The organism is Roseimaritima multifibrata (assembly GCF_007741495.1).
Lineage (GTDB): Bacteria > Planctomycetota > Planctomycetia > Pirellulales > Pirellulaceae > Roseimaritima > Roseimaritima multifibrata.
This window is the reverse complement of record NZ_CP036262.1, coordinates 5,120,869-5,146,493: the sequence shown is the minus strand read 5'-3', so window position 1 is coordinate 5,146,493 and position 25,625 is coordinate 5,120,869. Positions and strand designations below refer to the sequence as shown.

Below are 25,625 nucleotides of genomic sequence, written 5' to 3'. Positions count from 1 at the left end.
CCTTTAGCCGGTCGTGTGAATTTGGTCTTCTAGGTGGGCAAAGAAAATTGCCTTGGCGTGAGCATAACGGCAGGGATCTCCACCGGCCGCCTTCCACTGTTTGACCTTGGCATCTTCGAATCGGTAAGCGACCTCAGGATGCTCTCGCAACCAATCGCGGACGCGTAGGACTCGGCTCCAAAGCGGGCTGTCGATACGAGTCAGAAAGATTCGATGGGTCGTGGGGCCGTGACGCGGTTTCGTAAAAAGGATCCCATCGTCGACCCACGTGGGAAGTTTTTCGCGTCGGTAATTGAGCCCTTCGATAGCTGTCGAGGCCGCTTCCAGACCTTCGGGGGCGACCACGCCAGCGACGCAGTCAACGATCGCCTGAGCGATCAAGCCGGGGATGGCCGTTCCGCCAATGTGCTCGACCGATTGCACCCAACCCGAGCACGACATCAAGATACTCGAGCGGGTTTGCTCGAATTCTTGACGCCAGCTGGGGTCGTAGTGCGACAGTCGGACTGGGAGGCTCATAGAGAACCTAGTTGTTGATCAACATTGCGATCGTTTCCGATGGCAATTGATTGGCGATGGATTCCACATAAGCCGAGTCGGCTGGGCTTAGGCGACGAGCTGGAACCGTACAGGTCCGGCCGTTTTCTTTCTGGAGCCGCACGAAATCGTCTTGGATTTCAATCAGGCGTCCCGTGGTGGAAAACCCTCCGGTGTTGTCAATCCAAACTCGCATTTCCGTGGTGTCCATAACATTCACCGCGGCGTGAACAGCCACTTCAGCTGGTTCCGTTGCAGGGGCCGCACCAAAGATGTCGTTGTCCAGTGGCTCGGCTGCAGGAGCTTCGGCTGAAGGAGCACCAAAGATGTCGTCTTCGGCGGCTTCTGCTGGAGGGGCACCAAAGATGTCATCGCCAGCGGCAGGAGCTTCCATGGCAGGAGCGTCTGCTGGTGGGGCTCCGAAAATGTCGTCGCCTGCAGGAGGTGCACCAAAGATGTCATCGCCAGCGGCGGGAGCTTCCATGGCAGGAGCGTCTGCTGGCGGGGCTCCGAAAATGTCGTCGCCTGCGGCAGGAGCATCAGAGGCTGGTGCACCAAAAATGTCATCGCCAGCGGCAGGGGCTTCCATGGCAGGAGCGTCCGCAGCTGGGGCACCGAAAATATCGTCGCCAGCGGGAGCGGCTTCTTCAGCTGGAGCACCGAAGATGTCGTCACCGGCAGGAGCGGCTTCTGCAGCGGGAGCTTCCATCGCAGGGGCGGCCTCTTCAACAGGGGCACCAAAAATATCGTCACCCGCTGGAGCGGCTTCTTCGGCGGGAGCACCGAAGATGTCGTTACCGGCAGGAGCCGCTTCTTCAGCGGGAGCTTCCATCGCAGGAGCGGCCTCTTCAACAGGGGCACCAAAAATATCGTCACCCGCAGGAGCGGCTTCTTCGGCGGGAGCACCGAAGATGTCGTTACCGGCAGGAGCGGCTTCTGCAGCGGGAGCTTCCATCGCAGGGGCGGCCTCTTCAACAGGCGCACCAAAAATGTCGTCACCCGCTGGAGCGGCTTCTTCAGCTGGAGCACCGAAGATGTCGTCACCGGCAGGAGCGGGTTCTGCAGCGGGAGCTTCCATCGCAGGAGCGGCTTCTTCTACTGGAGCTCCAAAAATGTCTTCAGCAGGTGCGGCTTCTTCAACAGCAGGAGCAGCTTCCTTTGGCTCGGGAGCAGCTTCCTTCGGTTCAGGAGCAGCTTCCTTTGGTTCAGGAGCAGCTTCCTTTGGTTCAGGAGCGGGAGCAGGAGCAGCTTCCTTCGGAGCTGGGGCAGTGACCTCTTCGGCCGGTGCCTTTTCTTCTGCAGGAAGCGAAGGTGGAGCTGCGTCAAAGACTTCGTCGGAAGGGGCCGGAGCGGTTTCGTCGGTCGCTGGCTTCAGGGACTCTTCGGATGGGTGGTGCTCTAGCGGAGTCGGTTCGAGGTGCATCGGCTCTGCGTAAACCGGTACCGAACCACAACAATCAGGGACTACTGGTACGCATTCCACTGGCACTGGGTCGCAGCAGACAGGTGCTGGTGGGCAGACAGGAACGCAATTAACCGGCGGGCAAGGAGGTGGGGCGCAGTGCAAATGTTTCTTCAGCCAGCCAGCGGACGCGGGGCTGACGCTCAGGACCAATACCAACGGGCCGACGATTGAGGCTTGCAGGAAACGACGGGACTTACGGCTCATCACTAAATTACTCCTCCGCTATTGCGGGTGGACTCCATCGGAGTCGGTGGTACTGGCGAGGATTTTCGCTGAAAAATCTGAAGTTGGAAGGCAAAGCTGTTACCGCTATGCTAGTTGTGCCACTAGCGAGCGGCAAGCGATACGTTCAAGGTAGTTTACCCGGAATTTTGACGTGGGAAGTGATTCGGGGGATGTTTTGCTTTGCAAGGATTGTGGCGGAATCCTTCAAATCGCGTTTTTTTGCCCTCTTTACTGTGAATTCGAAGGGTCGCCACTCAATGATTCGGCTGCTGCAGAACGCTTTTGCGTCGATGAGCCTGGAACGGAAATCGGTCTTGTTGTTCGTGTCAGCGTTGGTCCCGCTGATGCTGGCCGCATTTTGGGTCGTGCAGCTTTTGGCTGGAAAATTGGTGATCGACCGGACGCGACAGGTGGCGAGGGACTTCGGAGCTGCCAAGTTAATGCGGGTCCACTGCGACGCTATCTACGGGGTCGAGCTGAGCCCCGATGTGAGGAAGACCAGCCTGGAAGTGCTGAATGACCTCGAACTGAAACTGCTTCGTCCCGAGTATGAGTACGCGGTCCTCAGCCTCGGAGAAGAAACGACCTACGACAATTTGACCGACGCAACGCAGCCGGATGACGAGACCGAACGGGAGCTGCTGGAACAGCTGCGAGACAAATTTTATCTCCGGTTGGAACAATATCTGGCCAAGGATCGCCCCGATTTGGTCCAGCGTCCAATGCTGCTGGAGGAAAACGAAGCCTTCACGCAAATCGCGCCAGGCCGCCAACCGCTGTCCCTGGAACGCGGCCCCATCGATGGACGCTACATCCACTACACGCCGGTCTTTAGTGAACCGGAATGCTTGGTTAGCTGCCACAGCCCCAAAGTGCCCGTCTCGTTTGCTCCCGATGCCGATCCCAAATTATTGGCTCAGCAGTACCCGTTTCGTGTGATTCGGGTCAGCATGCCCTACAACGCGACCCAGGAAGCGAATAATTGGATCCGAGCGGTGGTGATCGCCGTGGCAATGTTGATCATCGCGATCACGGTGGTCGTGTTGCATCGGATCATGCGATATCTGGTTCTGCATCCGCTGTACCATCTGCGAGACGTCAGCGATGCGATTACCCACGGCGATACAAACCTACGCGCATCGATCGACACCGAAGACGAATTCCGCGAATTGGCGAACGCGTTTAACCGAATGCTCCGGTACCTTGTCGAAACGCGCGAACAGATTCAGTTGGTCAACAATGAACTGGATCAACGCGTCGATCAGTTGGCACAATTAAACCTGCAGCTGTATGAGGCCAATCGATTAAAGAGCGATTTCCTTGCCAACATGAGCCACGAACTACGGACTCCGCTGAACAGTATCATCGGTTTTTCCGAAGTCCTTAGTGGGATCGATTCGCTGGATGACAAGCAGCGGCGTTATGCGACCAATATTCAAAAAAGTGGTCGTGTGTTGCTGGAAATGATCAACGACATTCTGGACCTGGCGAAGGTTGAAGCTGGCAAGATGGAGGTTCGACCTGTCCCGTTCGATCTGGAAATGCTTGTCCGAGCTCAGGCCGATATGGTCCGAAGTTTGTCGGAGGACAAGAATATTCAACTGACGGTTTCAGCGGATGACGACCTCCCTCAAGCCAAACAAGACCAAAATAAGTTTGGCCAGATCCTAACCAACCTCCTTAGTAACGCGATTAAGTTCACGCCCGAAGGAGGGATGATCAACGTTCGGCTGGCACTCTGCGACGAAGACCGTTTCGAATTGTCGGTCTCCGACACCGGAGTTGGGATCGCTAGCGAAGACCAGAAAATCATTTTCGAGAAATTTCGTCAGAGTCGTAAAGTGCTGGATGGCGAAGGGCTGACGCGTGAGTTTTCGGGAACCGGACTGGGCCTTTCGATCGTGAAAGAACTGAGCAAATTACTTGGCGGCGAAGTTAGTTTCGAAAGTCAGTTAGGACGCGGTAGTACGTTTTATGTCCGTCTGCCGTTGATCTTTACCGCTTCCCCGCCGATGCCGACTTTGCATCCTTTACTGGAAAGCGATGAATCTTGAACGCCATTGAACGTGTCGCCACGCTACCCGCTCCGCCGGCGCGGAATTCGGAATCTCATAAGGGATCCTTCGGACATCTGTTGTTGGTCGCGGGAAGCAAAACGATGAGCGGGGCCGCGCGGCTGTCCGCATTGTCGGCACTCCGAGGAGGCGTCGGTCTGCTAACGGTCGCCACTGCCGAATCGGTTTGGGGAATCGTTGCCGCCGAAAACCCTGCCTGGATGACGCTGCCACTTGCCGAGCAAGATGGCTGCTGCCGTTTGCAATCGCTGTCAGTGATCGAGTCGGCGTGGGAACGCAAAACCGCGTTGGCCGTTGGTCCTGGGCTGGGGCAAACGCCCGAGGTCGCGGATCTGGTAAAAGTCTGTTATTCGCGTTGTCCGTTGCCGCTGGTTTTGGATGCCGATGGACTTAACGCTTTTGTTGGCCATGTGGACCAGTTGGCCTGTGCACTTGAGGCACCTCGCGTTTTGACGCCTCACCCCGGTGAGCTGGCAAGGTTGCTGGGAATCGAAGTGCGAGAACTGCAGCGTGACCGAGAGAACGTCGCGGTAAAATTTGCCCGGCAAACCGGCGCGGTCGTCTTGTTGAAAGGGGCTCAAACGGTCATCACCGATGGCGACCGACTGGCCGTCAATGGAACCGGCAACAGCGGTCTTGCTCGTGGCGGGGCGGGCGACGTGCTGACCGGATTGATCGGAGCGTTGCTGGCTCAGGGCATGGAAGCGTTTTCAGCGGCTCAGTTTGCGGCTCACTTCCATGGTTTAGCGGCGGATATCGTCGCGACGGAGAAAACCGCACAGGCGATGCTGGTGACCGAATTGATCGATGCGTTTCCTGCCGCCTGGAAGAGAATTCTGGCAAGTTGATTTTTTGAACAAACCCTTTCGAAACGAACCCTGATGTCTGCGCTTGTTTTGTCCCCTCAGTCGGCGGCTCTGGACCATTTGTGTGAGCGTCTTGCCCGGTCAGCCAACGATCGACAAACCGTTTCGGACTGGCCGGCGGAAGCCTTGCAGTGGTGTGCGGATGCCGGTGTCTATCGCTGGTTTCTCCCGAAATCTGTCGGCGGATTGGAATGGGATGTCGAAGATCAAACCCGCGGTTTCCTCCGCTTGGCCGCAGCCGATCTGACGACCACGTTTGTCATCACGCAGGCGATCGGAGCTTGTCGCCGGATTGCGGGGAGTCCGAACTCCAGCGTTGCCGAACAGTGGCTGCCGCGTTTGCTGCAGGGGACGGCACATCCAACCGTGGGAATCAGTCACTTAACGACCAGTCGGCAGCATTTGCGGGAACCGGTTTTGCGCGCCGAGGCAAGCGGAAGCGGATTCCGCGTGAGCGGTTTTTCACCTTGGGTGACGGCAGCACCGTACGCGGATTTGTTTGTCGTCGGAGCTACCCTGCGCAGCGGCGAACAATTATTGGCCGCGATTCCAGCGGATGCCGAAGGGGTAAAACCTTCGCCAGGAACATCCTTGGTGGCGTTGTCTGCAAGCTGTACCGCACGAGTCGATTTTGACAATGTCTTCGCCCAGGGCGAACAGGTTTTAGCCGGACCGATCGAAAACGTCATGCAAGGAGGGACCGGTGGAATGACTGGAGGCATTCAAACCTCGGCACTTGCGATCGGTTTGGCGAAGGCGGCTATCGAATTTCTAAGTGTTGAATCGGAGCGGCGAGAAGATTTGCAGGACATTGCCGGCCGCATGCTTGAAGATGTTCAGCAAGTCGAAGCAACGCTGTTGTCGGCTGCCGCGGGGAATCCCGCATGCGATCTTGCCGAACTGCGTGGCGAAGCAAACCGCTTGGTGCTGCGAGCCACCCAAGCGGCACTCATGTCAGCGAAAGGAGCCGGATACGTCGCCGGACATCCAGTCGGCCGCTGGTGTCAGGAGGCGCTCTTCTTTTTGGTCTGGAGCTGCCCGCAACCGGTCGCGCAATCTCACCTGTGCGAGCTAGCCGGATTGTCCTAGCACACCCTTCTTAGCGGAACGGCGCAAGCCGTCCGGCCACTGTCCTGGAAACGATGCGCACAGGCCGGACGATTCGCGCTTTCGCATTTCTTAGCGGAACGGCGCAAGCCGTCCGGCCACTGTCCTGAAAACGATGCGCACAGGCCGGACGGCTCGCGCTTTCGCATTTCTTAGCGGAACGGCGCAAGCCGTCCGGCCGTCGCCCTGGAAACCCACACGTCTTTGCCGGTCGGTTCGCGCCGATCCGCTAACAAAAAGGATTCCCCTCGACGCATGCCGGTTTATCGCGACCCGTCTTTCGCCATCGCTCGACTAAACCGCCGCTTGCAACAGTTCAATCCAGGGGCCGATGTAGTGCCCGTTATCGTGGAACGTTCGTCCGCTGACTAAGTTCCCGTCGATCACACATGGGGCGTCGACGAATTCACCACCGCAGACTTCCAAATCGAATTTGCATTTGGGAACGGTCGCCATTTTTCGTCCACGGACACAATCGGCGTAGGCAGGAATCTCGACTCCGTGGCAGACGCTTGCGATCGGTTTGTCGGTGGCGAAAAAGTGTTTGGTGATGCGAACCAGATTCTCGTCGTAGCGAATGTACTCGGGAGCTCTTCCACCGGAGAACATGATCCCCGCGTACGCTTCGGGATCGACATCGGCGAAGGCTAGGTCGGCTTGAAGGGTGTATCCCTCCCACTCCTTGGTGATGGTCCAGCCCGGTTTTACTTCGTGCATCACCATCTGGTACAGACGTTTTTCCGGAGCGATCACGACCGGTTGAAAACCCGCTTCTTGTAGTCGGTAGAACGGATACATCGTATCCAGCGTTTCCGAGGCGTCACCAATGACAATCAGTACTTTGGGGGCGGGCATGGTTGGTCTTTATTCTTGGATGCGATTGCAGACGGAGGCTGCGATTAATGGGTCGGGGCCCAGGGGCTGTCCCACAAGGATCCGTTTGCTGGGAAACTGGTCGGCGACTTCCTGAACTTGAGCTTCGATAGCGTAGTGCAACTGACCGGCGAAAAGCAAATGAGGCTGAACGATAACGTCTTGGACATTCCCACGACTGCAGACTTCACGCAAGACTTCGGGCAGGCGAGGCTGAGCCATCGCGTAGAAGGCGGTGTCGACCGATAAGAATCCAGCCGAACCGCTAGGCAGTTGTTCGTTGACCGTTCGCCAAACCGTTTCCGCAAGCAATCGCATGTCGGCTTGAGCACATGGATCGAAACTTCCGCGACCGACCATGACCAATGCGGTCCGCGATACCGACCCCTGCGGAGGCGACAATTCGGCAAGTAGGTTCGCTGCCGTTCGGCAAACGAGTGTGACCAGGTTGCGTTCACGAGAGAGCGGCCGGCCATAGCGGACCGGAATGTCGGGGGTGGCCAATTTATCGACCGCGTCGGGAATGTCTTGCTTGGCATGCCCAGCGGAAAAAAGCAGCAGAGGCTGCACCGCAACCTCCGTAACACCTGCCTCGATCAAGGTCTGCCAAGCCTGTTCCATCGTTGGAGGCCGCAGTTCCAGAAAACAGCCTGCCACAACAAAGTGGGGCAATTGTTTTTTGAGGACTGCGGTTAAAACTTGGAATTGTTCGGCGCCCTGGTCGTTGCGTGTGCCATGACCGACGAGTAATAACCCCGTTTTGCTCACGAACTACTGCACTTTGGTCGTTTCGCTGAACCCAGCGGATGCTAAGGCTTCAATCGCGGCTTCCGTGTCAAAGTCTTCGCTCACTTGAATTTTGACTTCGGGGTTATCGATCGCGTTTTTGTCCTTCTGCTCTGCCAATACAACCGTGACGACGCCAGGTGTCTTTTCCAAAGTTTCCTTCACAGCGGGGTAGCAGGCGAAGGGGCAATGCATTTTGGGGACATGCAGCGTGACCAGTTGGCCTTCAAGTTCTGCCGAGTCGGTGGTCGTGGTCGCTTCTGCGGCGACTGCCACTTCGGTGGTCTCTGTAGCTGCTTCGGTGTCGGTATTAGGGTTCTGTCCGACGTAATAAATCAAACCAGCAGCAACGAGAACGGCGACAGCGTAAGAAAGGAATCGCATGGGAGAGGTCTCCAGGGAGGTGGGATAGTATTGCGGATAGCGGCTTTTTTAGGAGTCGCTAATCTTTGAAATGATCATCACCTTCTATTCTACGCCAGCGGGAACCCAAGGTCACGCGGGTTGGTTGTCGATTCCGTCTGGACCCCTGAAAGTAACCGGCAAAGTGAAGGCGGATCGCTCTTTCCGCGATCGGATCACCATGCCCGATCCAGCGGCGATTTGAAATCCATCACGATTCATTCAGACGTCTCTCCGCCAGTGTTTGCCGTCCGCCGCTGTTTCCGCGGCCGTTGGAAGCCTCCGCCGCTGTTTATCACTTGAAATAGTAGGCTTCTGCACCGTTTTGGGGCCTCGATAAGGGTGGGCTGTGGGAGATCCCCGTCAGTTGTTACATTACGCACCTAAATCCGAAACATTTTATTCCATTTTGCCTTCTGAACCGTTAAATCTGCCGTGATTGTCATTCTCAAATCGGGTGCAAGTGATCAGCAAATTGATCATGTGATCGAACGCATTGAAGCGTTGGGTTTGCAGGCCCATCTGAGCCGGGGGACTTTCCGGACGATCGTCGGGGTGATTGGTGATGAGAGCAAGGTTTCTGAAGATTCGCTGCGATCAATTCCAGGTATTGCCCAAGTGATTCCCGTTTTGCCTCCCTACAAACTCGCTTCATTGGAAGCCCATCCGCAGCGATCGGTTGTCGATGTAAGTGGCGTTTTGGTGGGTGGAGGCAATTTGGGCATGATCGCTGGCCCATGCTCGGTTGAAGAACCTGAGCGGATGGATCGGCTAGCAAAGTCGGCTCGCGAATCGGGGGCCAACCTGTTTCGTGGGGGGGCTTACAAGCCACGCACCAGCCCTTATGCGTTTCAGGGATTGGGCGTCGAAGGTTTAAAAATTTTGAAAGAGGCTGGTCACCGGTACGGTTTGCCCGTGGTCACCGAAGTGACCGACCCTCGAAACGTTGAAATCGTCAGTGAATATGCCGATATGCTTCAGGTGGGAGCACGGAATATGCAGAATTTCGTCCTCCTGACCGAAGTTGGTAAATCGTCCCGCCCGGTCCTGCTGAAACGCGGGATGAGCGCCACGATCCAAGATCTGCTGATGAGTGCCGAATACATTCTCTCGCAGGGGAACCCAAATGTGGTGCTTTGCGAGCGAGGGATCAAGAGTTTTGATCCCTCCACACGGAATCTGTTTGATGTGGCTGCGGTCCCCGTTTTGGCTGGCTTGACCCATTTGCCCGTGATCGTCGACCCCAGTCATGCGACCGGTCGTCCTGATCTGATCCCCGCCTGTGCCCTCGCCGGGCTGGCTGCCGGAGCCGACGGGGTCCATATCGAGATCCACGACGAGCCTGAAGTTGCCAAGAGCGATGGCCCCCAGGCGTTGCTACCCGAACAATATCAAGAATTAGCGGGCCGGATGCGAAAAATGGCCGAACTGCTAGGTAAGACTATCTCCCCACCGAACCCTGAGGTTGCAGCGTGACTCGACGTATTCTGATTGCTGGTAACTGGAAAATGAATACCCGTCGTCGCGATGCGGCGGCTTTGGCCAAAGGCGTTGTCGATGGCATTCCCAAGGAATGCGCCGTCGAAATCGCCCTTTGTCCTCCCTCGGTCTATTTGGGGACCGTTTCGGAGTGTGTGGTCGGTTCGCCTGTCGGTCTGGGCGGCCAGAACCTTTACGCCGCGGCAGACGGAGCCTTCACCGGCGAAGTGAATGCGGGCATGCTGACCGATATCGGTTGCAGCTATGTCATCCTTGGCCACAGCGAACGCCGTCAGCTGATGGGCGAAACCGATGCGGACGTCAGCAAAAAACTGCACGCGGCCCTCGCGGGTAATTTGATTCCGATCGTTTGTGTCGGCGAAACCCAAGAACAGCGCGAAAATAACGAAACCGAACAGGTCGTCAGCGACCAGCTGAAAGGCTCCTTGGCCGGCCTTGATGAAGCTCGGGCTGCTGGGATTGTGATCGCCTACGAACCTGTCTGGGCGATCGGAACCGGGCTGACAGCCTCTCCTGATCAGGCTGAAGCGGTACACGCCTTTATCCGTGGTATCCTGACGGATGATTTTGGCGAAGACGTCGCAGGCCAAATCCGGTTACAGTACGGCGGAAGCGTCAAACCGGGTAACGCGGCTGAATTGCTCGGACAGAAAAATATTGATGGTGCCCTCGTTGGAGGCGCTAGTCTAAAGGCAGAAGACTTCCTCGGTATTATCAACGCCGTCTAGTTCGGTAGTCCTCTCCTTCCTTTACCCATACTTTCGTTAAGAGATTTTCACGATGACCCCTTTGTTCGGCCTCGTTGGCTTCTTTTTGGGTTGGACCATGTCCTTGTTGTCCGTCTTTTTGATTCTTCTGGTATTGGTCCAGAGGGGGCGAGGCGGCGGTCTGACAGGAGCCTTGGGTGGTCCTGGTGGGCAAAGCGCTTTCGGTAGCAAAGCCGGGGACATGTTCACGAAAATTACAAGTGTTACCGCGTTGCTGTGGATTGGCCTCTGTGCGATCGCAACCGCATCGATGGGAGTCAAACCGCTTGCTGAAGAACCTGACGATGAAATTGCAGTCATCGAAGGCAAAGGGGACGAAGACCTCGGCAATCTGTCTTTCCCAGGCCTTTCGGAGATCGAATCTGAAGAAACTGTCGAAGGTGATGTCGAACTGACACCAGCCGACGCAGAACCCAAGATGGAAGCCCCAGCGGAAACCGAAGCTCCAGCGGAAACGCCTGCTCCAGCAGAAACCGAAGCTCCTGCTGCTCCAGAAACCGAAGCCGAGGCTCCTGCTAAAGCGGAAACGGAAACTCCTGCGAAAGCCGATACCCCTGCCGATGAAACTCCGTAGTTTGAGTGATTCCTTGTGTAAGGAGGGAGTTACATGACGCGAAGTATGACCGGCCAAGGGCAGGCTCGACAGAATGGACCCAATGGGCTCCTCTCTGTGGAAATTCGCACGGTAAACAATCGAGGACTGAAGATCGTGTCTCGCGTGAGTGAGACGCTGGCCTGCTTTGAACCGCAGGTTGAGGCGGTTCTGCGATCGCATGTCCATCGTGGAAGTGTTCAGTTGAAGGTTCGCTTGGATCGTAGTGATTCGGGCTCGGCCTATTCGATCAATTCCCAGCAGCTCCTAAGTTACTGCCGGCAACTCGAACAGGTGCGTAGCGAATTCGATGGCTCACTCGCCCCGCTGGACCTTGCTCGGATCGCTCAGTTCCCTGGAGTGCTGAACGAGGCTGATGACGAAGGGAAGCAGGACGAAGGAGTTTGGAAAGCGGTTGAAGACGTCCTGTGTGAGGCGATTGAGAACCTCAATCGGATGCGGGATGAAGAAGGAAGTGCGATGCAAGAGGCACTTCTTCAGGATTTGGCGGTGATTGAGACGCATTTGGCGTCGATTGCGGCGCGACGTCCGGATGTCGTTTCGGCTTATCGCGATCGCTTGGAATCAAAAGTGGATACCTACCTGGCCGAAAAAGGTCTGGTGGTGGCTCAGGTTGAAATCCTGCGTGAAATCCAATTGTTTGCCGATCGAAGTGATATTAGTGAAGAGGTCACTCGCTTGGATGCGCATCGCAAGGCTTTCGAAAAGCACCTGAAAGCGTCCGGGGCCAACGGCCGTAAATTGGATTTCGTGATCCAAGAAATGGGGCGAGAAACCAACACGATCGGTAGTAAAGCTTCCGATAGTCAGATTTCAGCAGACGTTGTCGAAATAAAGTGTGCGCTCGAACGCATGCGAGAATTGATTCAAAACATAGAGTAAGCTTCAGTGACTGTACCGCCGCCGGGTCGGCTGATTATCGTTTCGGGCCCCAGCGGAGCCGGTAAATCGACCGTTGTCAGGCGGTTGATCGAATGCTGCCAGTTGCCTCTCGAATTAAGTGTTTCGGCGACCACGCGGGCTCCAAGGGAAGGCGAAACCGATGGCAAAGAGTATCATTTCCTCTCGCCTGAGCGTTTTGAAGCACTGAGGCAAGAGGGAGCCTTTTTGGAATCCAAAGAGGTTTTTTCCCTGGGCAGGTGGTACGGAACCCTGCATGAACAGGTTGCTACTGGCCTAAAGATGGGGCGGTGGGTTATTCTAGAGATAGATGTTGAAGGGGCGATCGAGGTGATGGCGAGTGATCTGGACCCGATTACTCTGTTCATTCACCCCGGCAGCCACGAAGAACTTGAAAAACGCTTGCGAGCACGCGGCACCGAAACCGAACAGGACCTCCAGGCCCGCTTGAAGACAGCGGCCGAGGAAATGAAGTCCCTCGCACACTACCAATACGCAATAATTAACGATGACGTCGAACGGGCGGTCGACGAAATCTGCAGCATCCTCCGCCAATCGCAGGGAACCTAAAGCATGCTTGAAGAACTAAAAGAAGAAGAGATCGTCAAAAAGGTCGGTGGCCGGTTCAAATTGAGCACGTTGATTCAAAAACGATTGGTCCAGTTGAATCAAGGTAGTCGCGCGTTGGTAAGCGCGGATACCCATGACAAAATGTCGATCGTGCTGAAAGAAATCATGCAGGATAAGATCATGTTGAACATGGACAACAAGGTCGTTTCGCTTGAAGAAATGGCCGCTAGTTCCGAAGGTCCAGATCTCGATTCAATGGACCTATAACATGCCTCCTCGGCATGTCGTGGTGGCGATCGGTGCAGGGATCGCCGCTTATAAATCGGCAACGCTTGTCAGCCGCTTAGTCCAACAGGACTTTGCGGTTCGCGTTGTGATGACTTCTGGAGCCCAAGAATTTATTGGGCAGGCCACGCTGGCTGCGTTGAGTGGTCACCCGGTGGCGAGCGATCGTTTTGATCCCGCACACCACCCTCTCGGTACCCATATCGAATGGACCAAGGATGCCGATCTGCTGATCGTTGCACCGGCAACCGCCGACCTGCTGGGTAAATTCGCTAACGGGATCGCCGACACCTTGCTGACAACGATGTGGCTGCAGGCCGAATGCCCTCTTCTGCTGGCGCCCGCGATGAGCAATGTGATGTGGGAGAAACCTTCCGTACAACGAAACGTCGCCCAGCTGCGTGAAGATGGCATCCAGATGATCGGCCCCGACCACGGTTGGCTTAGCTGTCGACGCAAAGGACCTGGTAGAATGGCTGAACCCGAAGCGATTCTGGAAGCGGCCAAAAAACTACTGTAGTCCTCCTCGCGATTGCCAGCCTGATGAAGTTAACTCACTACGGTGCACACAACGGAGTGACGGGGTCCTGCCATCGGTTGAAGATGGATAACGGCCAGGACTATCTAGTTGATTGCGGAATGTTCCAGGGAGACGATGCGAAGCGGCATCCGAATCCTGAGATCAAATTTTCGCTTGATAAAATTGCGGCGCTGCTGCTGACGCACGTCCATATCGATCACTGCGGCCGCATCCCTTATCTGCTGAGCGCCGGGTTTAAAAAACCGATCTACTGCAGTCATCCAACCGCAAAACTGCTTCCGTTGGTAATGGAAGATGCGATCCGAATCGGGTTTACGCGAAATCGCCGGATGATCGACAGTTTCTTAAAACATGTCGGCAAATGGCTGCGGCCGCTCGATTACGGCGACTGGCATGCGATCGACGGAGGCGCCGAACTTCGGCTCCGCCCCGCAGGCCATGTGCTCGGGTCGACCGTTTTTGAAATCAAAACACCCAATGGTGAAATCGCCGTTTTCTCCGGGGATATCGGCAGTCGAAACGCTCCTCTTTTGAATCCCGTGACCAGTCCTCCTCAGGCTGATTTACTGGTGCTGGAAAGTACCTATGGAGATCGCCTGCACGAATCGGTCGAAAATCGCCAAAACCATCTCGAGGCGATCTTGCGGAACACGCTTGATGATAAGGGCGTCACCATCATTCCTGCGTTTAGTCTGGGACGGACCCAGGCTTTGCTGTTCGAAATGAATAACATCTTCGAACGAATCCAAAAAGAAGATGGTTGTAGTCTGATGAAGGCGATCGACGTGATTGTCGATTCCCCGCTGGCAACTCGGTTCACACAGCTCTTTAAAGAATTGCAACCGTACTGGGGCGAGGAAGCTCAGCAGGTTTTGAAAATGGATGACCAGCCATTGGTCTTTGAAAACCTGACGACCGTCGGCGATCATCGCGAGCATCTGGATACGCTTGCACACTTGGCCCAACATAAGCTCCCTGCCATCGTGGTGGCGGGAAGCGGAATGTGTACGGGCGGCCGAGTGGTAAATTACCTGAGACGTTTTCTGGGCGAGCCCGAAACCGATATCGTATTTGTCGGCTTTCAAGCCCACGGAACGCCGGGACGATTCATTCAGCGAAAATCAGAATTCGTGCGGCTGGACGGTCGTAAGTTTCCGATCCGTGCAAAAGTTCACCAGCTTTCCGGGTATTCTGCGCATGCCGACAAAAATGAATTGATTGATTTTGTCGAGCAATTTGAAACTCGTCCCAAGAAGATTCGCTTGGTGCATGGCGAGTACCATGCCAAGAAGGTGCTGGCTGAAGAATTAACGAAGCGGGGTTACAACGTCGATTAACCCGTCGCTGACCTGACTCAATTCCATTCATTGCGAGGACTCCCATGTTACGCATTCACTCGTTGACCTTCATTCTCCTGCTCTGCTGCGGAAATCAAATGGTAGCGACGGCACAGCCACCCGCCAGCAAGCAAACCGAAGCCAAGGCAAAGAAAACCGATGTTCAGCCAACGGAACGAGAGGCTAAGTTCGCCAAGTACATGACCGGAGCCAAATTTGTTGGCCGCTTCACGGTGATGAATAACGCGGACGGCAAAATGCCCGAAGAAGAGTACACCATTTCGAAATGTGAAAAACTGCCCGGTCTGGACCGCTTTCGTTTTACCGCAAGGATTCGGTACGGCGACACCGATACCGAAGTCCCAATGGACTTAGAAGTCAAATGGGCGGGAGAAACCCCCGTGATCACGCTCGAAAATCTCTGGATCCCAGGGCTGGGGACTTTTTCATCAAGGGTTGTTATCCATCACGGACGCTATGCCGGGACATGGGATCACGGCGACAAAGGGGGCCACCTATTCGGTAAAATCATCCCCGCCGAAAAGCCCAGCGAAGAGTAAATCACCGCCAAGTGAGTCGCTGACTCCGCCGGGGCAAGCCCGAAAACGGAGGTCTTTGCAAATGCCTCTTGATTAGCTTGGAGGTAGCTGCCAGTTGCACGCCCCGAACCGGGGCAAGCCCGGCGGAAGCGGGCGGCAAAATCCCCCGGCGATTGGATGACGTTTGTGCCGAACTTCCGCTGCAGGCCAAGCTTGGTAGGGTTAGCAAATCAGCGTCATTGCACGCCTCATTTTGCTCCCCTGGAGAGCTAACTGGTCGTGCGAGTCGCGAATCAAAAATCGGCAGAGTCCGGTCGGCTTCAACGCCAAGTCGGAATCGTCGGAGCGACGATGATGGGGCTCGGTTCCATCTTGGGGACAGGGGCTTTCGTCAGCATTGGGATCGCTGCGAATTTGGCGGGACCCGCGGTTCATACCATGGTGTGGATTCTTCTCCTGTCTGTTTGTAGCGTTCTGGGTAGAACCAAGAGTCACACGAATAGGAATAGGAGTGAGCGCACTAGGCCAAGTCTGTCAAAGGCTAGCGATCTGGTTTCAAAGAAAACAGCGATCAGTTGACCCGGAAACGGGGGGCAAGAAAATGGGGGCAAGAAAATGGGGGCAAGAAAATGGGGGCAAGAAAATGGGGGCAAGAAAATGAAAAATTTTGCTGCGAAGAGCTCGCGATAGGCTGTGCCGAAAGGGAGTGGCTACGTCGGCACTATGCATGCTAAATCGGATTAGACGCGAATTGTTTTGAAGGTGACGGAACCTGAATCAATATTTATCCACTGAGTCGCGGTGAGTGGACTATGTCGAAGGAGCGAGCGAACCTGATACTCATAGTCAACAGGGATGTGACGAAAGCAGGTCACGCAAAGCCCTTCAGAGGGCGATGCCAAATGGAAACGCTGCTTGCCAAGAGGGATTCCGTTCGCCTTCATCGGCAACATGGCAATGGCAGCGTCTTCACCTCCAAGCAGCGCGACCAAGACCTCTTGATATAACGAACTCGTCAACGCTGTGCCGAGGTCTCGAACCATCTCTAATGTCATGTCGAGCAAATAGGGATCGCCGTTAAACCGATCCTTTTTGATCGAAAACGAGGTGCGTTGCTCACGCGACAACGGTGCATTTACGAATCTTGACTGCACCTTTGGGGATCGGAAATTAATAAGTTTCCCGCGTGGCAAATCCAGTAGATATAGATAGTTCAGCAGTTGAGCGACATGCTCATTGTTCAACCCCGTGACCGTCTTAAGCTCATAGAGCCCCAGGCGTGAAACGATCAAATCTAGAAAATACATCTTTCTAAAAGAACGGTGAGACACAACCACCGGAACTTGCCGGGCGGTACTCACCGGAATCTCTACCAAGCGTGCTACCAGGTTCCTTTCATAAATTCTCTCATCGGCCAATCGTCCGAACTGATTGTGGCACTTAAAGGCCTGCCCCATGACCAAGTAGTCCAGTTTCGCGAACGCCTCCGCTGACGCACGTTCCATAACGTACTCGCACTTCACCGGCATTTTTCTGCCTCCTATCTGACTCAAAATTGCCCCGTCGTGACACCTGATTTTTAGGCGTCAAACACGCAGATATCCTCCATCACGATAAAAGATAAAGACAGCAAAATGTTAAATCCTCTCATTTTCTTGCCCCCATTTTCTTGCCCCAAAAAAGCTGCTCCTAACAATCCTCCGAAAATGGCTGTGGGCGGTTGGTTGGCTTAGGAGGGATCTTTTGGTGGTGGGGGGGCGTTTGTTTCTTCGGGGCCGGTTAGGTAGGTGTAACCTGATAGGCCTTTTTCGTAGAAGCGGATGAACTGCCCTGCTTCACTATTGTCGATTTTGCCTTCGCCTACCGCTTGCTCGACAAAACTTTGGATCCGGCGGACGAGGTCACGCTCGTCATACTGCACGTATCCTAATACTTCCCGGACGGTGTCCCCGGCGACGATGTCTCGAATGACAGCTTGCCCCTGCTCAACATCGATATGGACTGCATGGGTGTCCCCAAACAGGTTGTGGAGATCCCCCAAAATTTCTTGATAGGCTCCCACCAAAAATGCGCCTAGGTAATAAGGCGAACCATCGAAGTCGTGAAGTTCCAAAGTCGTTTTGACATTCCGGCGATCTGTAAATCGATCTACTTTTCCGTCGCTGTCGCAGGTGATGTCCCCTAGGACTCCGTGACGATCTGGCTTTTCTTCCAGGCGATGGATCGGCATCATCGGGAACAGTTGATGAATCGCCCAGCTATCGGGGATCGATTGGAAAAGCGAAAAATTGCAGAAGTAGATGTCCGACAACATCTGGTCTAGCCCTGCCAGGTCCTCCGGTACGTATTCCATTTCCTTGGCACAGCGGCGGATCCGCTGGCAGCTGGCGAAGAAGAGGTTTTCGGCAAGGACTCGTTGCTCAAGAGGCAGGTAGCCCGTTGAGAACAAATTCATCGCCATATCTAAACTGCTTTGCACGTCGTGGAAAGATTCGACGGCATTGCGTGGATTGATTTCCTGATACGTCGCCCACAGATCCTGAACGGGTTGTTCGAAATCGGTTGAGATCTCGCCGGGAAGTTCCTGAGACGCACCTTGCCGGGTCACGCCTAAAACTCCAAACACCAACACGCTGTGATGGGCCGTCACCGCGCGTCCACTCTCACTGAAGATCGTTGGATGCGGAACCTCCGCTTCGTCACAGACCGTTTTGACTTGATAGACCACATCGTTCGCGTACTCCTGCGTCGAGTAGTTCATGCTCGATTCAAAGTTGGTTTGCGAACCGTCGTAGTCAACGCCTAGCCCGCCACCAACGTCAAGGTATTGCAGGCCGAGTCCTCGGCGGTGCAGGTCGCAGTAGATTCGGACCGCCTCGTTAATCGCCGATTTGATTGGACGGATGTTCGTGATTTGGCTGCCAAGATGAAAGTGCAACAGTTTAAAGCAGTCGGCCATTCCCTCCGCTTCCAGCACCGTCACGACCTTCATCACTTCGCTGACGGTCAATCCAAACTTGGAGCGATAGCCACCGGAAGATTGCCAACGTCCTTGGCCGCGAGAGGCCAGTTTGACTCGGACTCCGATATTGGGTCTGACCCCTAACTGTTTTGCATGTTTCAAGATCAAGGCGAGCTCGGTGAACTTTTCGACGACCGGGATGACCGTCCGCCCAAGTTTCTGACAGATCATTGCCAAGCGAATGAATTCGTCATCCTTAAACCCGTTGCAAACAATCGGCATGTCTCGATCGCATAATGCAGCGACCGCCATCAATTCCGGTTTGCTACCTGCTTCCAGTCCGATCCCGCTTTCAACACCGTACTCAACCAGTTTCTCAATCACTTCCCGTTGTTGATTGACTTTGATTGGAAAGATGCAGCGATAGTCTCCTTGAAAATCACTCTCTTTGATGGCTGTTGCGAAGCAATCACGCATTTCCCGCAAGCGATCACGCAGGATGCCATTAAATCGCAGCAGGATGGGGAGCTCGTAACCGCGCTGTTGAAGTCGATCGATAATGTCCTTCAGATCGACACCCTTTGCAGGATCTCGATCGGGATGAACCAACACATTTCCGCTCGAATCGGATATCGAAAAATAGCCATTTCCCCAACGCGAAACATCATAAAGCTCGGAGGATTCACTGGTCGACCAAGCGCGACTGCCGGTGGCTATAGACATTAGCAAAAGTCATTTTTCGAAAGGGAAATGGGCAAACAACGAAGTGAAAAACGGAGACAAATTTCGTCTCGGAAAGAAGAGCATTGTGGGCTTCTGAAGAACCGATGTGTAGTGGGCAAGCGAGTCAAATGCGCCCGTATTAAAGAGTCGGATCCGAACCGTTTTTGTCTCTCTTTCAGTCGTGGGTTTTAAAGCTGACGTTCTGGTTCTTCCCCGCAGTTTTTGCGCCGACTGGGATGGAATGAATTGAGTCGCCTTTTGGGCCGCGAAAGAACGTTCTTTTCAAGATTCTTTCACGCGGGACATGGAATTTATTCGTGACGCATCGCCGGAGCGTCGCTAGGTGATTGTCGTAGCAGTTTTGTTGTGTCGACCCTTCGGGCCTGGAAAGAATGGAGCCTTTGGGCTCCCCCGAAATAAGCCCGAAGGACGTGCGATTTATAGGTGACGGATATTGGTCACGCCTTGAGCGAGAATAAGTGAAGAAAGTCTGGCTCCCCGCGCCCTCAAAACAAGCTCGCCTAAGACAGGTTTGATACTGGACCAACGGTTCGCCAGCTAATTCCATTAAGTGCGATTCAAAGGCTTGTTTTTGGGGAGAGGGGCTGGGGGAGAGGGGCTGACAGCGTTGGGCAAGACGTGGCATAACCGCTTGAAACCCGAGGCTTTCACCGCGTCTTCGCTGCAAAATCGCCGCCTGGAAATTCCCCCTCACCCCCAGCCCCTCTCCCCCAAGCAAGCTCCGCAAAATCAGACAAGAAGCGAGAGATGACGCAATGATCTCGCTAGTGTTTCTTTCGCAACAACGAGCTCGCTTAGGGGCGAGGGGAGCGAGGCTTTTGTCGTAGCCTGGAATCTCCGAGCCGCAACAACGGACGCTTCTCTTTGGGAGAGCGGGTTTTGGATTTGGGTTGTTTCTGTCAGCGCATAAAAAAAACCTCTTCTGTCGTTAGACAGAAGAGGTTTTAAAAATCCGGCAATACCTACTTTCACGCTGGTATGCACTATCATCGGCTCAGAAAGCTTAACTACTGTGTTCGAGATGGGAACAGGTGTGACCTTTCTGATATGGTCGCCGGAAAGACTACCGGAAGGAATATTTCACCTTGCCGGTAGCCAGTTGTTTGGTAGTAGGTTTTATCTAAAGATTCTCAGAAGATCATTGATGTTCTATGCGAGTGCAAGATATCGATGGTCAAGCCTTCGCCCGTTAGTACTGGTTAGCTCAATACCTTACGGTACTTACACATCCAGCCTATCAACCTGGTAGTCTTCCAGGGGGCTCTCGTCGCTTGCGCGACTACGAATCCTAATCTCGGAGCGGGCTTCACGCTTAGATGCTTTCAGCGTTTATCCTTTCCGAAGTTAGCTATCCAGCCGTGCCGCTAGCGCGACAACTGGTACACCAGAGCTTCGTCCAACTAAATCCTCTCGTACTAAAGTTGAATCTCCTCAAGATTCGAACGCCCACGGCAGATAGGGACCGACCTGTCTCACGACGGTCTGAACCCAGCTCACGTACCACTTTCATTGGCGAACAGCCAAACCCTTGGGAGCTTCTACACCCCCAGGATGTGATGAGCCGACATCGAGGTGCCAAACCGCCACGCCGCTGTGGACGCTCGGTGGCGATAAGCCTGTTATCCCCGGAGTACCTTTTATCTGATGAGCGATAACCCTTCCATTCGGGATTACCGGATCACTAAGACCAACTTTCGTTCCTGCTCGACTTATGGGTCTCGCAGTCAAGCACACTTATACCTTTACGCTCTTCGCCTGATTACCGACCAGGCTGAGTGTACCATTGCACTCCTCCGTTACTCTTTGGGAGGAGACCGCCCCAGTCAAACTGCCCGACAGCAACTGTCCCTTGCCCAGATTCATGGGATCAAGGTTAGAATTAAATTATGACCAGGCTGGTATTTCAAGGACGGCTCCACAAGTGCTAGCGCACCTGCTTCGAAGCCTCCCAGCTATCCTACACAGAACATAACTCAACCCAATAACTGCCTACAGTAAAGGTTCACGGGGTCTTTCCGTCTAACCGCGGGTATGTGGCATCTTCACCACAACTACAATTTCACCGGGTCGGTGGTTGAGACAGTGCTCCAATCGTTACGCCTTTCATGCAGGTCGGAACTTACCCGACAAGGAACTTCGCTACCTTAGGACCCTCATAGTTAGGGCCGCCGTTTACTGGGGCTTCGGTCGCAAGCTTCGCCGTGAGGCTAACCTTCTTCCTTAACCTACCAGCACCGGGCAGGCGTCAGTCTCTATACATCCACTTACGTGTTAGCAGAGACCTGTGTTTTTGATAAACAGTCGTTAGAGCCGATTTTCTGTGGCCCCCAACAGCGTAAACCATCGGGGGCGCCCCTTATCGCGAACTTACGGGGCCATTTTGCAGAGTTCCTTAACCACCGTTCTCCCGAGCGCCTTAGACTACTCGTCTCACGTACCTGTGTCAGTTTTAGTACGGTCAGTTGTACACATAACTTAGCTGCTTTTCTTGGACGTCCTTCCAATGACTTCGAGAACTTAAGCGCTCTCGAGCTTAACCTTGGTTTATGTCGGGTCATTTAACCCCCAACGCCTCAGTGTTTGCTACGGACATTTCTATTCGTACCGCTCACTTTCCGGACGCCGTCCCAGCATCGAATGTACAACCGGCACAGGAATATTGACCTGTTATCCATCGTCTACGCCTTTCGGCCTCGACTAAGGTACCGGCTAACCCTGGGCGGATTTACCTTCCCCAGGAAACCTTACGCTTTCGGCGAGCAGGATTCTCACCTGCTTTATCGTTACTCATTCCGGCATAATCACCCGATGGACCCGACACCACTCCTTACGGTATGGCTTGTATCTGTCCATCGGCGCTCTCCTACCACGCTAACCATAAGGTTAGCATCCATAGCTTCGGTGTATTACTTACTCCCGTTCATTATCGGCGCAGAATTGCTCGACTGGTAAGCTGTTACGCACTTTTTAAATGGTGGCTGCTTCTAAGCCAACATCCCAGCTGTCTTAGCAATTCAACTTCCTTAGTGACTAAGTAATACTTCGGGACCTTAGCTGATGGTCTGGGTTGTTTCCCTCTCGACCGCGGAGCTTATCCCCCGCGGACTGACTGCCGAGATAGTTTTATCGGTATTCGGAGTTTGGTTCGGTGGGGTACCCCGGGAGGGGCCCCCATCCGATTCAGTATCTCTACCCCCGATAAATAGTGGCTCGACGCTATCCCTCAAGATATTTCGGAGAGAACGAGCTATCTCCTGGTTTGATTACACTTTCAGTCCTCCCCACAAGTCATCCCCTCAGTTTTCAACCTAAGTGGGTTCGGTCCTCCACGCAGTTTAACCCGCGCTTCAACCTGCTCATGGGTAGATCACCAGGTTTCGCGTCTGCAGCATACGACAATTTCGCCCTATTCAGACTCGGTTTCCCTTGGGCTACGTCCCGTAAGGACTTAACCAAGCCGCATACCACAACTCGCCGGATCATTATGCAAAAGGCACGCCGTCACCCGTGTCTCCGAAGAGATATAGGGCTCCGACCGCTTGTAAGCACATGGTTTCAGGTTCACATTCCTCCCCTAGCAGGGGTTCTTCTCATCATTCAGTCGCCCTACTGGTTCGCTATCGGTCGTCAAGGAGTATTTAGCCTTGCGGGATGGTCCCCGCGGGTTCAATCCAGGTTTCACGTGACTGGACCTACTCAGGAACACACCGACGACAATTAATTGAGTTTCACTTACGGGGCTGTCACCCTCTGTGGCCGACCTTTCCAAGCCGTTCTGTTACTCGTTCTTTGCCGCCATACGATGTGCCCTACAACACCGGAAGGGAAACCCTTTCGGTTTGGGCTAATCCGCTTTCGCTCGCCGCTACTTACGGAATCGATTTTTCTTTCTATTCCTCCAGGTACTTAGATGTTTCAGTTCCCTGGGTTGCCACTTGCATACCTATGTATTCAGTATGCAGTATTCAGGTATCTCGGGATCATCGCTCGTTTGTCAGCTTCCCCAAGCTTTTCGCAGACTTCCACGCCCTTCATAGGCTCTTGACGCCAAGACATCCCCCATGTGCCCTTGGTAGCTTGACCATCGGAATCTTGAACTCGCTACTTAGCAAATGCTAAGCAACGACAATCAACCGATAGAATTCTACCAACGATATCATTTTTTTACATTAGAAGCCGATTCCAAATGAAGTCCTCAAAGAAAGCTCTCGTGAAAGAACAAGCGATGAATCGAATCATTTTTTGGCGGCAACCAATGGAGAATTTTATGCAAGATCGCTAGTTCAAGTCATTTAGATCCGAAACAAGTTTCGTCCCTAAAAGACCATCGCTGAACGCTCCTGAGAACAGTATTCTTGATTCATCTGATGAACGGAAAGATCATCAAAGGTCTCAAGAACTGTGGTGTTCTTTAGATGCCTTCTACCAAACAACCTAATTGTCAAAAATCATTGCCCTGGAAAGCCAGGGGACGCAGTTCAGTGAACTGCCTTTCGCTCAGTTATTTAGCCCTTCGCACGCTTGGTTAAGCGGCCGGTTAAGTCTGAGTGAAAGGTGGTTCACTGCTGTTGAGGCGGAATCTTAGTGCCCTCCCCGGGGACCGTCAATGGCTTACGACCAGTTCTGCGAAAATAAAAAGAGAACCACTCGAAAGCTTCATCTTTTGCTTCTCTTGCACGCTCTTTGTTGGGCGTTTTTGCTAGGGAAAACGCTGGATTGTTAAACTGGGTCGTTGCCCGGTTAGCCGTTTGTTTTTTTCCGCGAACCTTTGGTTCGATGTCAAAAACGTCTGGGTGGACAGCTGATTTTCCCGATTCTTGGCTCCCAATTGCCCGTAAAACGATCGGTTCTGTTCTGGTTTGGTTTTCCCGTGGGGCCTTCCTTCGCTGCCGGATTGGTACTATCGACTTTGGGGCCTCTCGTAACGAATCGAAATGAGTGGAATCCGGTCCTGCGGATCTTGCCGGTCGATAGCCTGCGTCATTCGGTTTTTGTGGTTCTGATCACGCTATGTCTATAGGTGTGAAAACCCCCAGACGCTCATTCCGTTCGATAAAACGCCTGTGCGAAACCGAGTTAGCGAGCTGTTTCTAAATCGGCACGTGCAGCGTTGCTCGGTTTGGTTTCAAAACCCCAGCCTCTTGGGTTGTGCGATAAATAAGTAGTGAGTGTGGCAGGGAGAAAAGGCCCCATGCCAGCTTGCCTGGCATGAAGCCAAGATTTGAAATTAGTTCGCATGGCTCTAGAAAAACGCCTCCCGTTCGGATTGCCGCTTTCAGCGGCAATCCGAACGGGAAGCGAAAACCGTGGGGACAACCACCTCTAATTTCAAATCTTGCGTTCCTGTCGGGTAAACCGACGAGGGGACGTGGCGCTTGGATGTCTGGGCAGGTGCCAGCTGCTGTCAAACCGTCAACTTATATATCGCACATCCCTCGCGGCTAGCTTTACGGCCCGCCAAACCAGATGGCGGTTCTTGGCGGAGATCGGAACCTAGATGAAGACGCGATTTAGGGTGAAAACGATTGTGTCTTCACCGGCAGGTTTTGTGTCCTGCACCACAGGTCGGTTCCGATTTTGGAGAAGGGGCCGGCCAGCGATGGATGTTGGTTAGGAGATTGGCTCAGCCCATGTAAACCTATGGACCGTATTGGCTCTGGCAAGTGAAGGAATTTGAGATGGATCGACGTCTTCGTTTTGTAGTGCGGCTGGCAGCGAGTGTCGGTCTGAGCATTTTGGCTTGCGCGGCAAATGGACAGGAGGAACGCGAGATAGAGACCGATCGCGACTCTTTCACTCCCGCTTTGTCGACCGTCGATAAAGGCCTACTGATGGTCGAATCTTCGTATTCGTTCGTCGATAATCGGAATGCCAAGGAGACTCATAGCTTTCCTGAATTGTTGCTGCGTTTCGGAGCGACCGAGAATTTCGAATTGCGGTTCGGAACCAATTACGAAATCGGTGGCGAATCCAGTACGACCTCGGGAAGTGGGGGCTTCGAATTTGAACCAGGCGGAAGTGCCAATGGATTGGAGGAGGAAGCGAAAGTCCTCTATGGCTTCAAACTTCTTTTGCAGGAACAAGACGGTTGGAGGCCGCAAAGTAATGTGACGGTGATGGGCCAGACACCAACGGCGGGCGAGTCGACGGCAACTCAATTGGTCACATCCGCAACCATGGGCTGGGAATTTTCAGATGGCTGGGAGCTCGCATCCGCACTTCGGTATGCGACGGGGAGTCTGGAGGAGGACGATTTCAATATTTGGGCACCGTCGGTGGTTCTGAAAATCCCTTTGGGAGAGCGAACGAAGGTTCACGCAGAGTATTTTGGCTTGTTCTCCGATGGCCAGGAAAACGCGACCGCCAAAAGTTACTTCAGTCCCGGAGTTCACTACCTGCTGACGCCTGATCTAGAGGTGGGAGTTCGAACGGGATGGGGATTCAATCAACAGTCTGCGAACTTCTTCTCAAATGTCGGCTTTGGATGGCAGTTCTAAGTTTTGCCGCCAAGCATTGATTCTGTCGACGTAT

At 54.0% G+C, this 25,625-nt stretch carries 20 protein-coding genes, 2 rRNA genes and 1 pseudogene; 14 read left to right on the top strand and 9 right to left on the bottom strand.

Annotated elements, in window-relative coordinates:
• Positions 1-3 precede the first annotated feature (3 nt).
• On the bottom strand, positions 4-519 hold the full coding sequence (locus FF011L_RS18625) for a GrpB family protein (protein ID WP_145353195.1): 516 nt from the start codon (positions 517-519) through the stop codon (positions 4-6).
• Between the two features lie 7 nt (positions 520-526).
• On the bottom strand, positions 527-2,206 hold the full coding sequence (locus FF011L_RS18620) for a nucleoporin (RefSeq protein ID WP_145353193.1): 1,680 nt from the start codon (positions 2,204-2,206) through the stop codon (positions 527-529).
• A 278-nt stretch (positions 2,207-2,484) separates the two neighbouring features.
• Between FF011L_RS18620 and FF011L_RS18615 the strand changes: the two genes are divergently transcribed.
• From FF011L_RS18615 to FF011L_RS18605, 3 genes are read left to right on the top strand one after another with little or no spacing between them, the layout of a single operon-like run.
• The gene (locus FF011L_RS18615; RefSeq protein WP_145353191.1) at positions 2,485-4,281 is read left to right on the top strand and encodes a sensor histidine kinase; all 1,797 of its coding nucleotides are present in this window, start codon (positions 2,485-2,487) and stop codon (positions 4,279-4,281) included.
• The gene (locus FF011L_RS18610; RefSeq protein ID WP_218932729.1) at positions 4,278-5,150 is read left to right on the top strand and encodes an NAD(P)H-hydrate dehydratase; all 873 of its coding nucleotides are present in this window, start codon (positions 4,278-4,280) and stop codon (positions 5,148-5,150) included. Before FF011L_RS18615 ends, FF011L_RS18610 begins: the two co-directional genes overlap by 4 nt.
• Positions 5,151-5,183: 33 nt before the next feature.
• Positions 5,184-6,257, top strand: a complete 1,074-nt coding sequence (locus tag FF011L_RS18605; RefSeq protein WP_145353187.1) for an acyl-CoA dehydrogenase family protein — start codon at positions 5,184-5,186, stop codon at positions 6,255-6,257.
• Positions 6,258-6,569: 312 nt separating this feature from the next.
• Here the strand turns inward: FF011L_RS18605 and FF011L_RS18600 are convergent, their stop codons facing one another.
• From FF011L_RS18600 to FF011L_RS18590, 3 genes are read right to left on the bottom strand one after another with little or no spacing between them, the layout of a single operon-like run.
• On the bottom strand, positions 6,570-7,130 hold the full coding sequence (locus tag FF011L_RS18600) for a DJ-1/PfpI family protein (RefSeq protein WP_145353185.1): 561 nt from the start codon (positions 7,128-7,130) through the stop codon (positions 6,570-6,572).
• A gap of 9 nt (positions 7,131-7,139) precedes the next feature.
• Positions 7,140-7,916, bottom strand: a complete 777-nt coding sequence (locus FF011L_RS18595; RefSeq protein WP_145353183.1) for a sirohydrochlorin chelatase — start codon at positions 7,914-7,916, stop codon at positions 7,140-7,142.
• Positions 7,917-7,919: 3 nt separating this feature from the next.
• Positions 7,920-8,318 (bottom strand): hypothetical protein, encoded by a 399-nt coding sequence (locus tag FF011L_RS18590; RefSeq protein ID WP_145353181.1) that lies wholly within the window; start codon positions 8,316-8,318, stop codon positions 7,920-7,922.
• Positions 8,319-8,388: 70 nt separating this feature from the next.
• On the opposite strand from FF011L_RS18590, the gene FF011L_RS26465 reads away from it, so the two are divergent.
• From FF011L_RS26465 to FF011L_RS18545, 10 genes and pseudogenes are all read left to right on the top strand, one after another.
• A complete protein-coding gene (locus FF011L_RS26465; protein ID WP_218932728.1) occupies positions 8,389-8,541 on the top strand; it encodes a hypothetical protein in 153 nt (50 codons plus the stop codon).
• A 230-nt stretch (positions 8,542-8,771) separates the two neighbouring features.
• A complete protein-coding gene (gene aroF, locus FF011L_RS18585; protein ID WP_145353179.1) occupies positions 8,772-9,812 on the top strand; it encodes a 3-deoxy-7-phosphoheptulonate synthase in 1,041 nt (346 codons plus the stop codon).
• A complete protein-coding gene (tpiA, locus tag FF011L_RS18580; protein ID WP_145353177.1) occupies positions 9,809-10,564 on the top strand; it encodes a triose-phosphate isomerase in 756 nt (251 codons plus the stop codon). Before aroF ends, tpiA begins: the two co-directional genes overlap by 4 nt.
• Before the next feature lie 52 nt (positions 10,565-10,616).
• Positions 10,617-11,177 carry a preprotein translocase subunit SecG gene (gene secG, locus FF011L_RS18575; RefSeq protein ID WP_145353175.1) on the top strand — a complete coding sequence of 187 codons (561 nt, stop codon included), beginning with the start codon at positions 10,617-10,619 and terminating at the stop codon, positions 11,175-11,177.
• Positions 11,178-11,210: 33 nt separating this feature from the next.
• Positions 11,211-12,098 (top strand): YicC/YloC family endoribonuclease, encoded by an 888-nt coding sequence (locus FF011L_RS18570; RefSeq protein WP_145353173.1) that lies wholly within the window; start codon positions 11,211-11,213, stop codon positions 12,096-12,098.
• Between the two features lie 6 nt (positions 12,099-12,104).
• Positions 12,105-12,705, top strand: a pseudogene (gene gmk, locus FF011L_RS18565) (guanylate kinase).
• Positions 12,690-12,953 carry a DNA-directed RNA polymerase subunit omega gene (locus FF011L_RS18560; protein ID WP_145353168.1) on the top strand — a complete coding sequence of 88 codons (264 nt, stop codon included), beginning with the start codon at positions 12,690-12,692 and terminating at the stop codon, positions 12,951-12,953. Before gmk ends, FF011L_RS18560 begins: the two are co-directional and overlap by 16 nt.
• Position 12,954: 1 nt before the next feature.
• Positions 12,955-13,491, top strand: coding sequence for a flavoprotein (locus FF011L_RS18555; RefSeq protein ID WP_145353166.1), 537 nt, complete (start codon positions 12,955-12,957; stop codon positions 13,489-13,491).
• A 23-nt stretch (positions 13,492-13,514) separates the two neighbouring features.
• On the top strand, positions 13,515-14,849 hold the full coding sequence (locus FF011L_RS18550) for an MBL fold metallo-hydrolase RNA specificity domain-containing protein (RefSeq protein WP_145353164.1): 1,335 nt from the start codon (positions 13,515-13,517) through the stop codon (positions 14,847-14,849).
• 44 nt (positions 14,850-14,893) lie between these two features.
• Positions 14,894-15,409 carry a hypothetical protein gene (locus tag FF011L_RS18545; protein ID WP_145353162.1) on the top strand — a complete coding sequence of 172 codons (516 nt, stop codon included), beginning with the start codon at positions 14,894-14,896 and terminating at the stop codon, positions 15,407-15,409.
• A gap of 719 nt (positions 15,410-16,128) precedes the next feature.
• On the opposite strand, the gene FF011L_RS18535 is transcribed toward FF011L_RS18545, so the two are convergent.
• From FF011L_RS18535 to FF011L_RS18520, 4 genes are all read right to left on the bottom strand, one after another.
• Positions 16,129-16,917, bottom strand: coding sequence for a GxxExxY protein (locus tag FF011L_RS18535; RefSeq protein WP_145353158.1), 789 nt, complete (start codon positions 16,915-16,917; stop codon positions 16,129-16,131).
• Positions 16,918-17,117: 200 nt separating this feature from the next.
• Positions 17,118-19,073: a biosynthetic arginine decarboxylase gene (gene speA, locus FF011L_RS18530; protein WP_145353156.1), complete on the bottom strand. Its 1,956-nt coding sequence runs from the start codon at positions 19,071-19,073 to the stop codon at positions 17,118-17,120.
• Positions 19,074-20,044: 971 nt separating this feature from the next.
• A 5S ribosomal RNA gene (gene rrf / locus FF011L_RS18525) occupies positions 20,045-20,153 on the bottom strand.
• 111 nt (positions 20,154-20,264) lie between these two features.
• Positions 20,265-23,177: ribosomal RNA gene (locus FF011L_RS18520) — 23S ribosomal RNA — on the bottom strand.
• 1,595 nt (positions 23,178-24,772) lie between these two features.
• On the opposite strand from FF011L_RS18520, the gene FF011L_RS18515 reads away from it, so the two are divergent.
• Complete coding sequence (locus FF011L_RS18515) at positions 24,773-25,591, top strand: transporter (RefSeq protein ID WP_145353154.1); 819 nt, start codon at positions 24,773-24,775, stop codon at positions 25,589-25,591.
• The last annotated feature ends 34 nt before the right edge of the window (positions 25,592-25,625 follow it).

Excerpts from the sequence above, each read along its gene's own strand:
- FF011L_RS18625 (WP_145353195.1), bottom strand. The coding sequence starts at position 519 with ATGAGCCTCCCAGTCCGACTGTCGCACTACGACCCCAGCTGGCGTCAA.
- FF011L_RS18620 (WP_145353193.1), bottom strand. The coding sequence starts at position 2,206 with ATGAGCCGTAAGTCCCGTCGTTTCCTGCAAGCCTCAATCGTCGGCCCG.
- FF011L_RS18615 (WP_145353191.1), top strand. The coding sequence starts at position 2,485 with ATGATTCGGCTGCTGCAGAACGCTTTTGCGTCGATGAGCCTGGAACGG.
- FF011L_RS18605 (WP_145353187.1), top strand. The coding sequence starts at position 5,184 with ATGTCTGCGCTTGTTTTGTCCCCTCAGTCGGCGGCTCTGGACCATTTG.
- FF011L_RS18600 (WP_145353185.1), bottom strand. The coding sequence starts at position 7,130 with ATGCCCGCCCCCAAAGTACTGATTGTCATTGGTGACGCCTCGGAAACG.
- FF011L_RS18590 (WP_145353181.1), bottom strand. The coding sequence starts at position 8,318 with ATGCGATTCCTTTCTTACGCTGTCGCCGTTCTCGTTGCTGCTGGTTTG.
- FF011L_RS26465 (WP_218932728.1), top strand. The coding sequence starts at position 8,389 with ATGATCATCACCTTCTATTCTACGCCAGCGGGAACCCAAGGTCACGCG.
- secG (WP_145353175.1), top strand. The coding sequence starts at position 10,617 with ATGACCCCTTTGTTCGGCCTCGTTGGCTTCTTTTTGGGTTGGACCATG.
- FF011L_RS18570 (WP_145353173.1), top strand. The coding sequence starts at position 11,211 with ATGACGCGAAGTATGACCGGCCAAGGGCAGGCTCGACAGAATGGACCC.
- FF011L_RS18560 (WP_145353168.1), top strand. The coding sequence starts at position 12,690 with ATGCTTGAAGAACTAAAAGAAGAAGAGATCGTCAAAAAGGTCGGTGGC.
- FF011L_RS18555 (WP_145353166.1), top strand. The coding sequence starts at position 12,955 with ATGCCTCCTCGGCATGTCGTGGTGGCGATCGGTGCAGGGATCGCCGCT.
- FF011L_RS18550 (WP_145353164.1), top strand. The coding sequence starts at position 13,515 with ATGAAGTTAACTCACTACGGTGCACACAACGGAGTGACGGGGTCCTGC.
- FF011L_RS18545 (WP_145353162.1), top strand. The coding sequence starts at position 14,894 with ATGTTACGCATTCACTCGTTGACCTTCATTCTCCTGCTCTGCTGCGGA.
- FF011L_RS18535 (WP_145353158.1), bottom strand. The coding sequence starts at position 16,917 with ATGCCGGTGAAGTGCGAGTACGTTATGGAACGTGCGTCAGCGGAGGCG.
- speA (WP_145353156.1), bottom strand. The coding sequence starts at position 19,073 with ATGTCTATAGCCACCGGCAGTCGCGCTTGGTCGACCAGTGAATCCTCC.
- FF011L_RS18515 (WP_145353154.1), top strand. The coding sequence starts at position 24,773 with ATGGATCGACGTCTTCGTTTTGTAGTGCGGCTGGCAGCGAGTGTCGGT.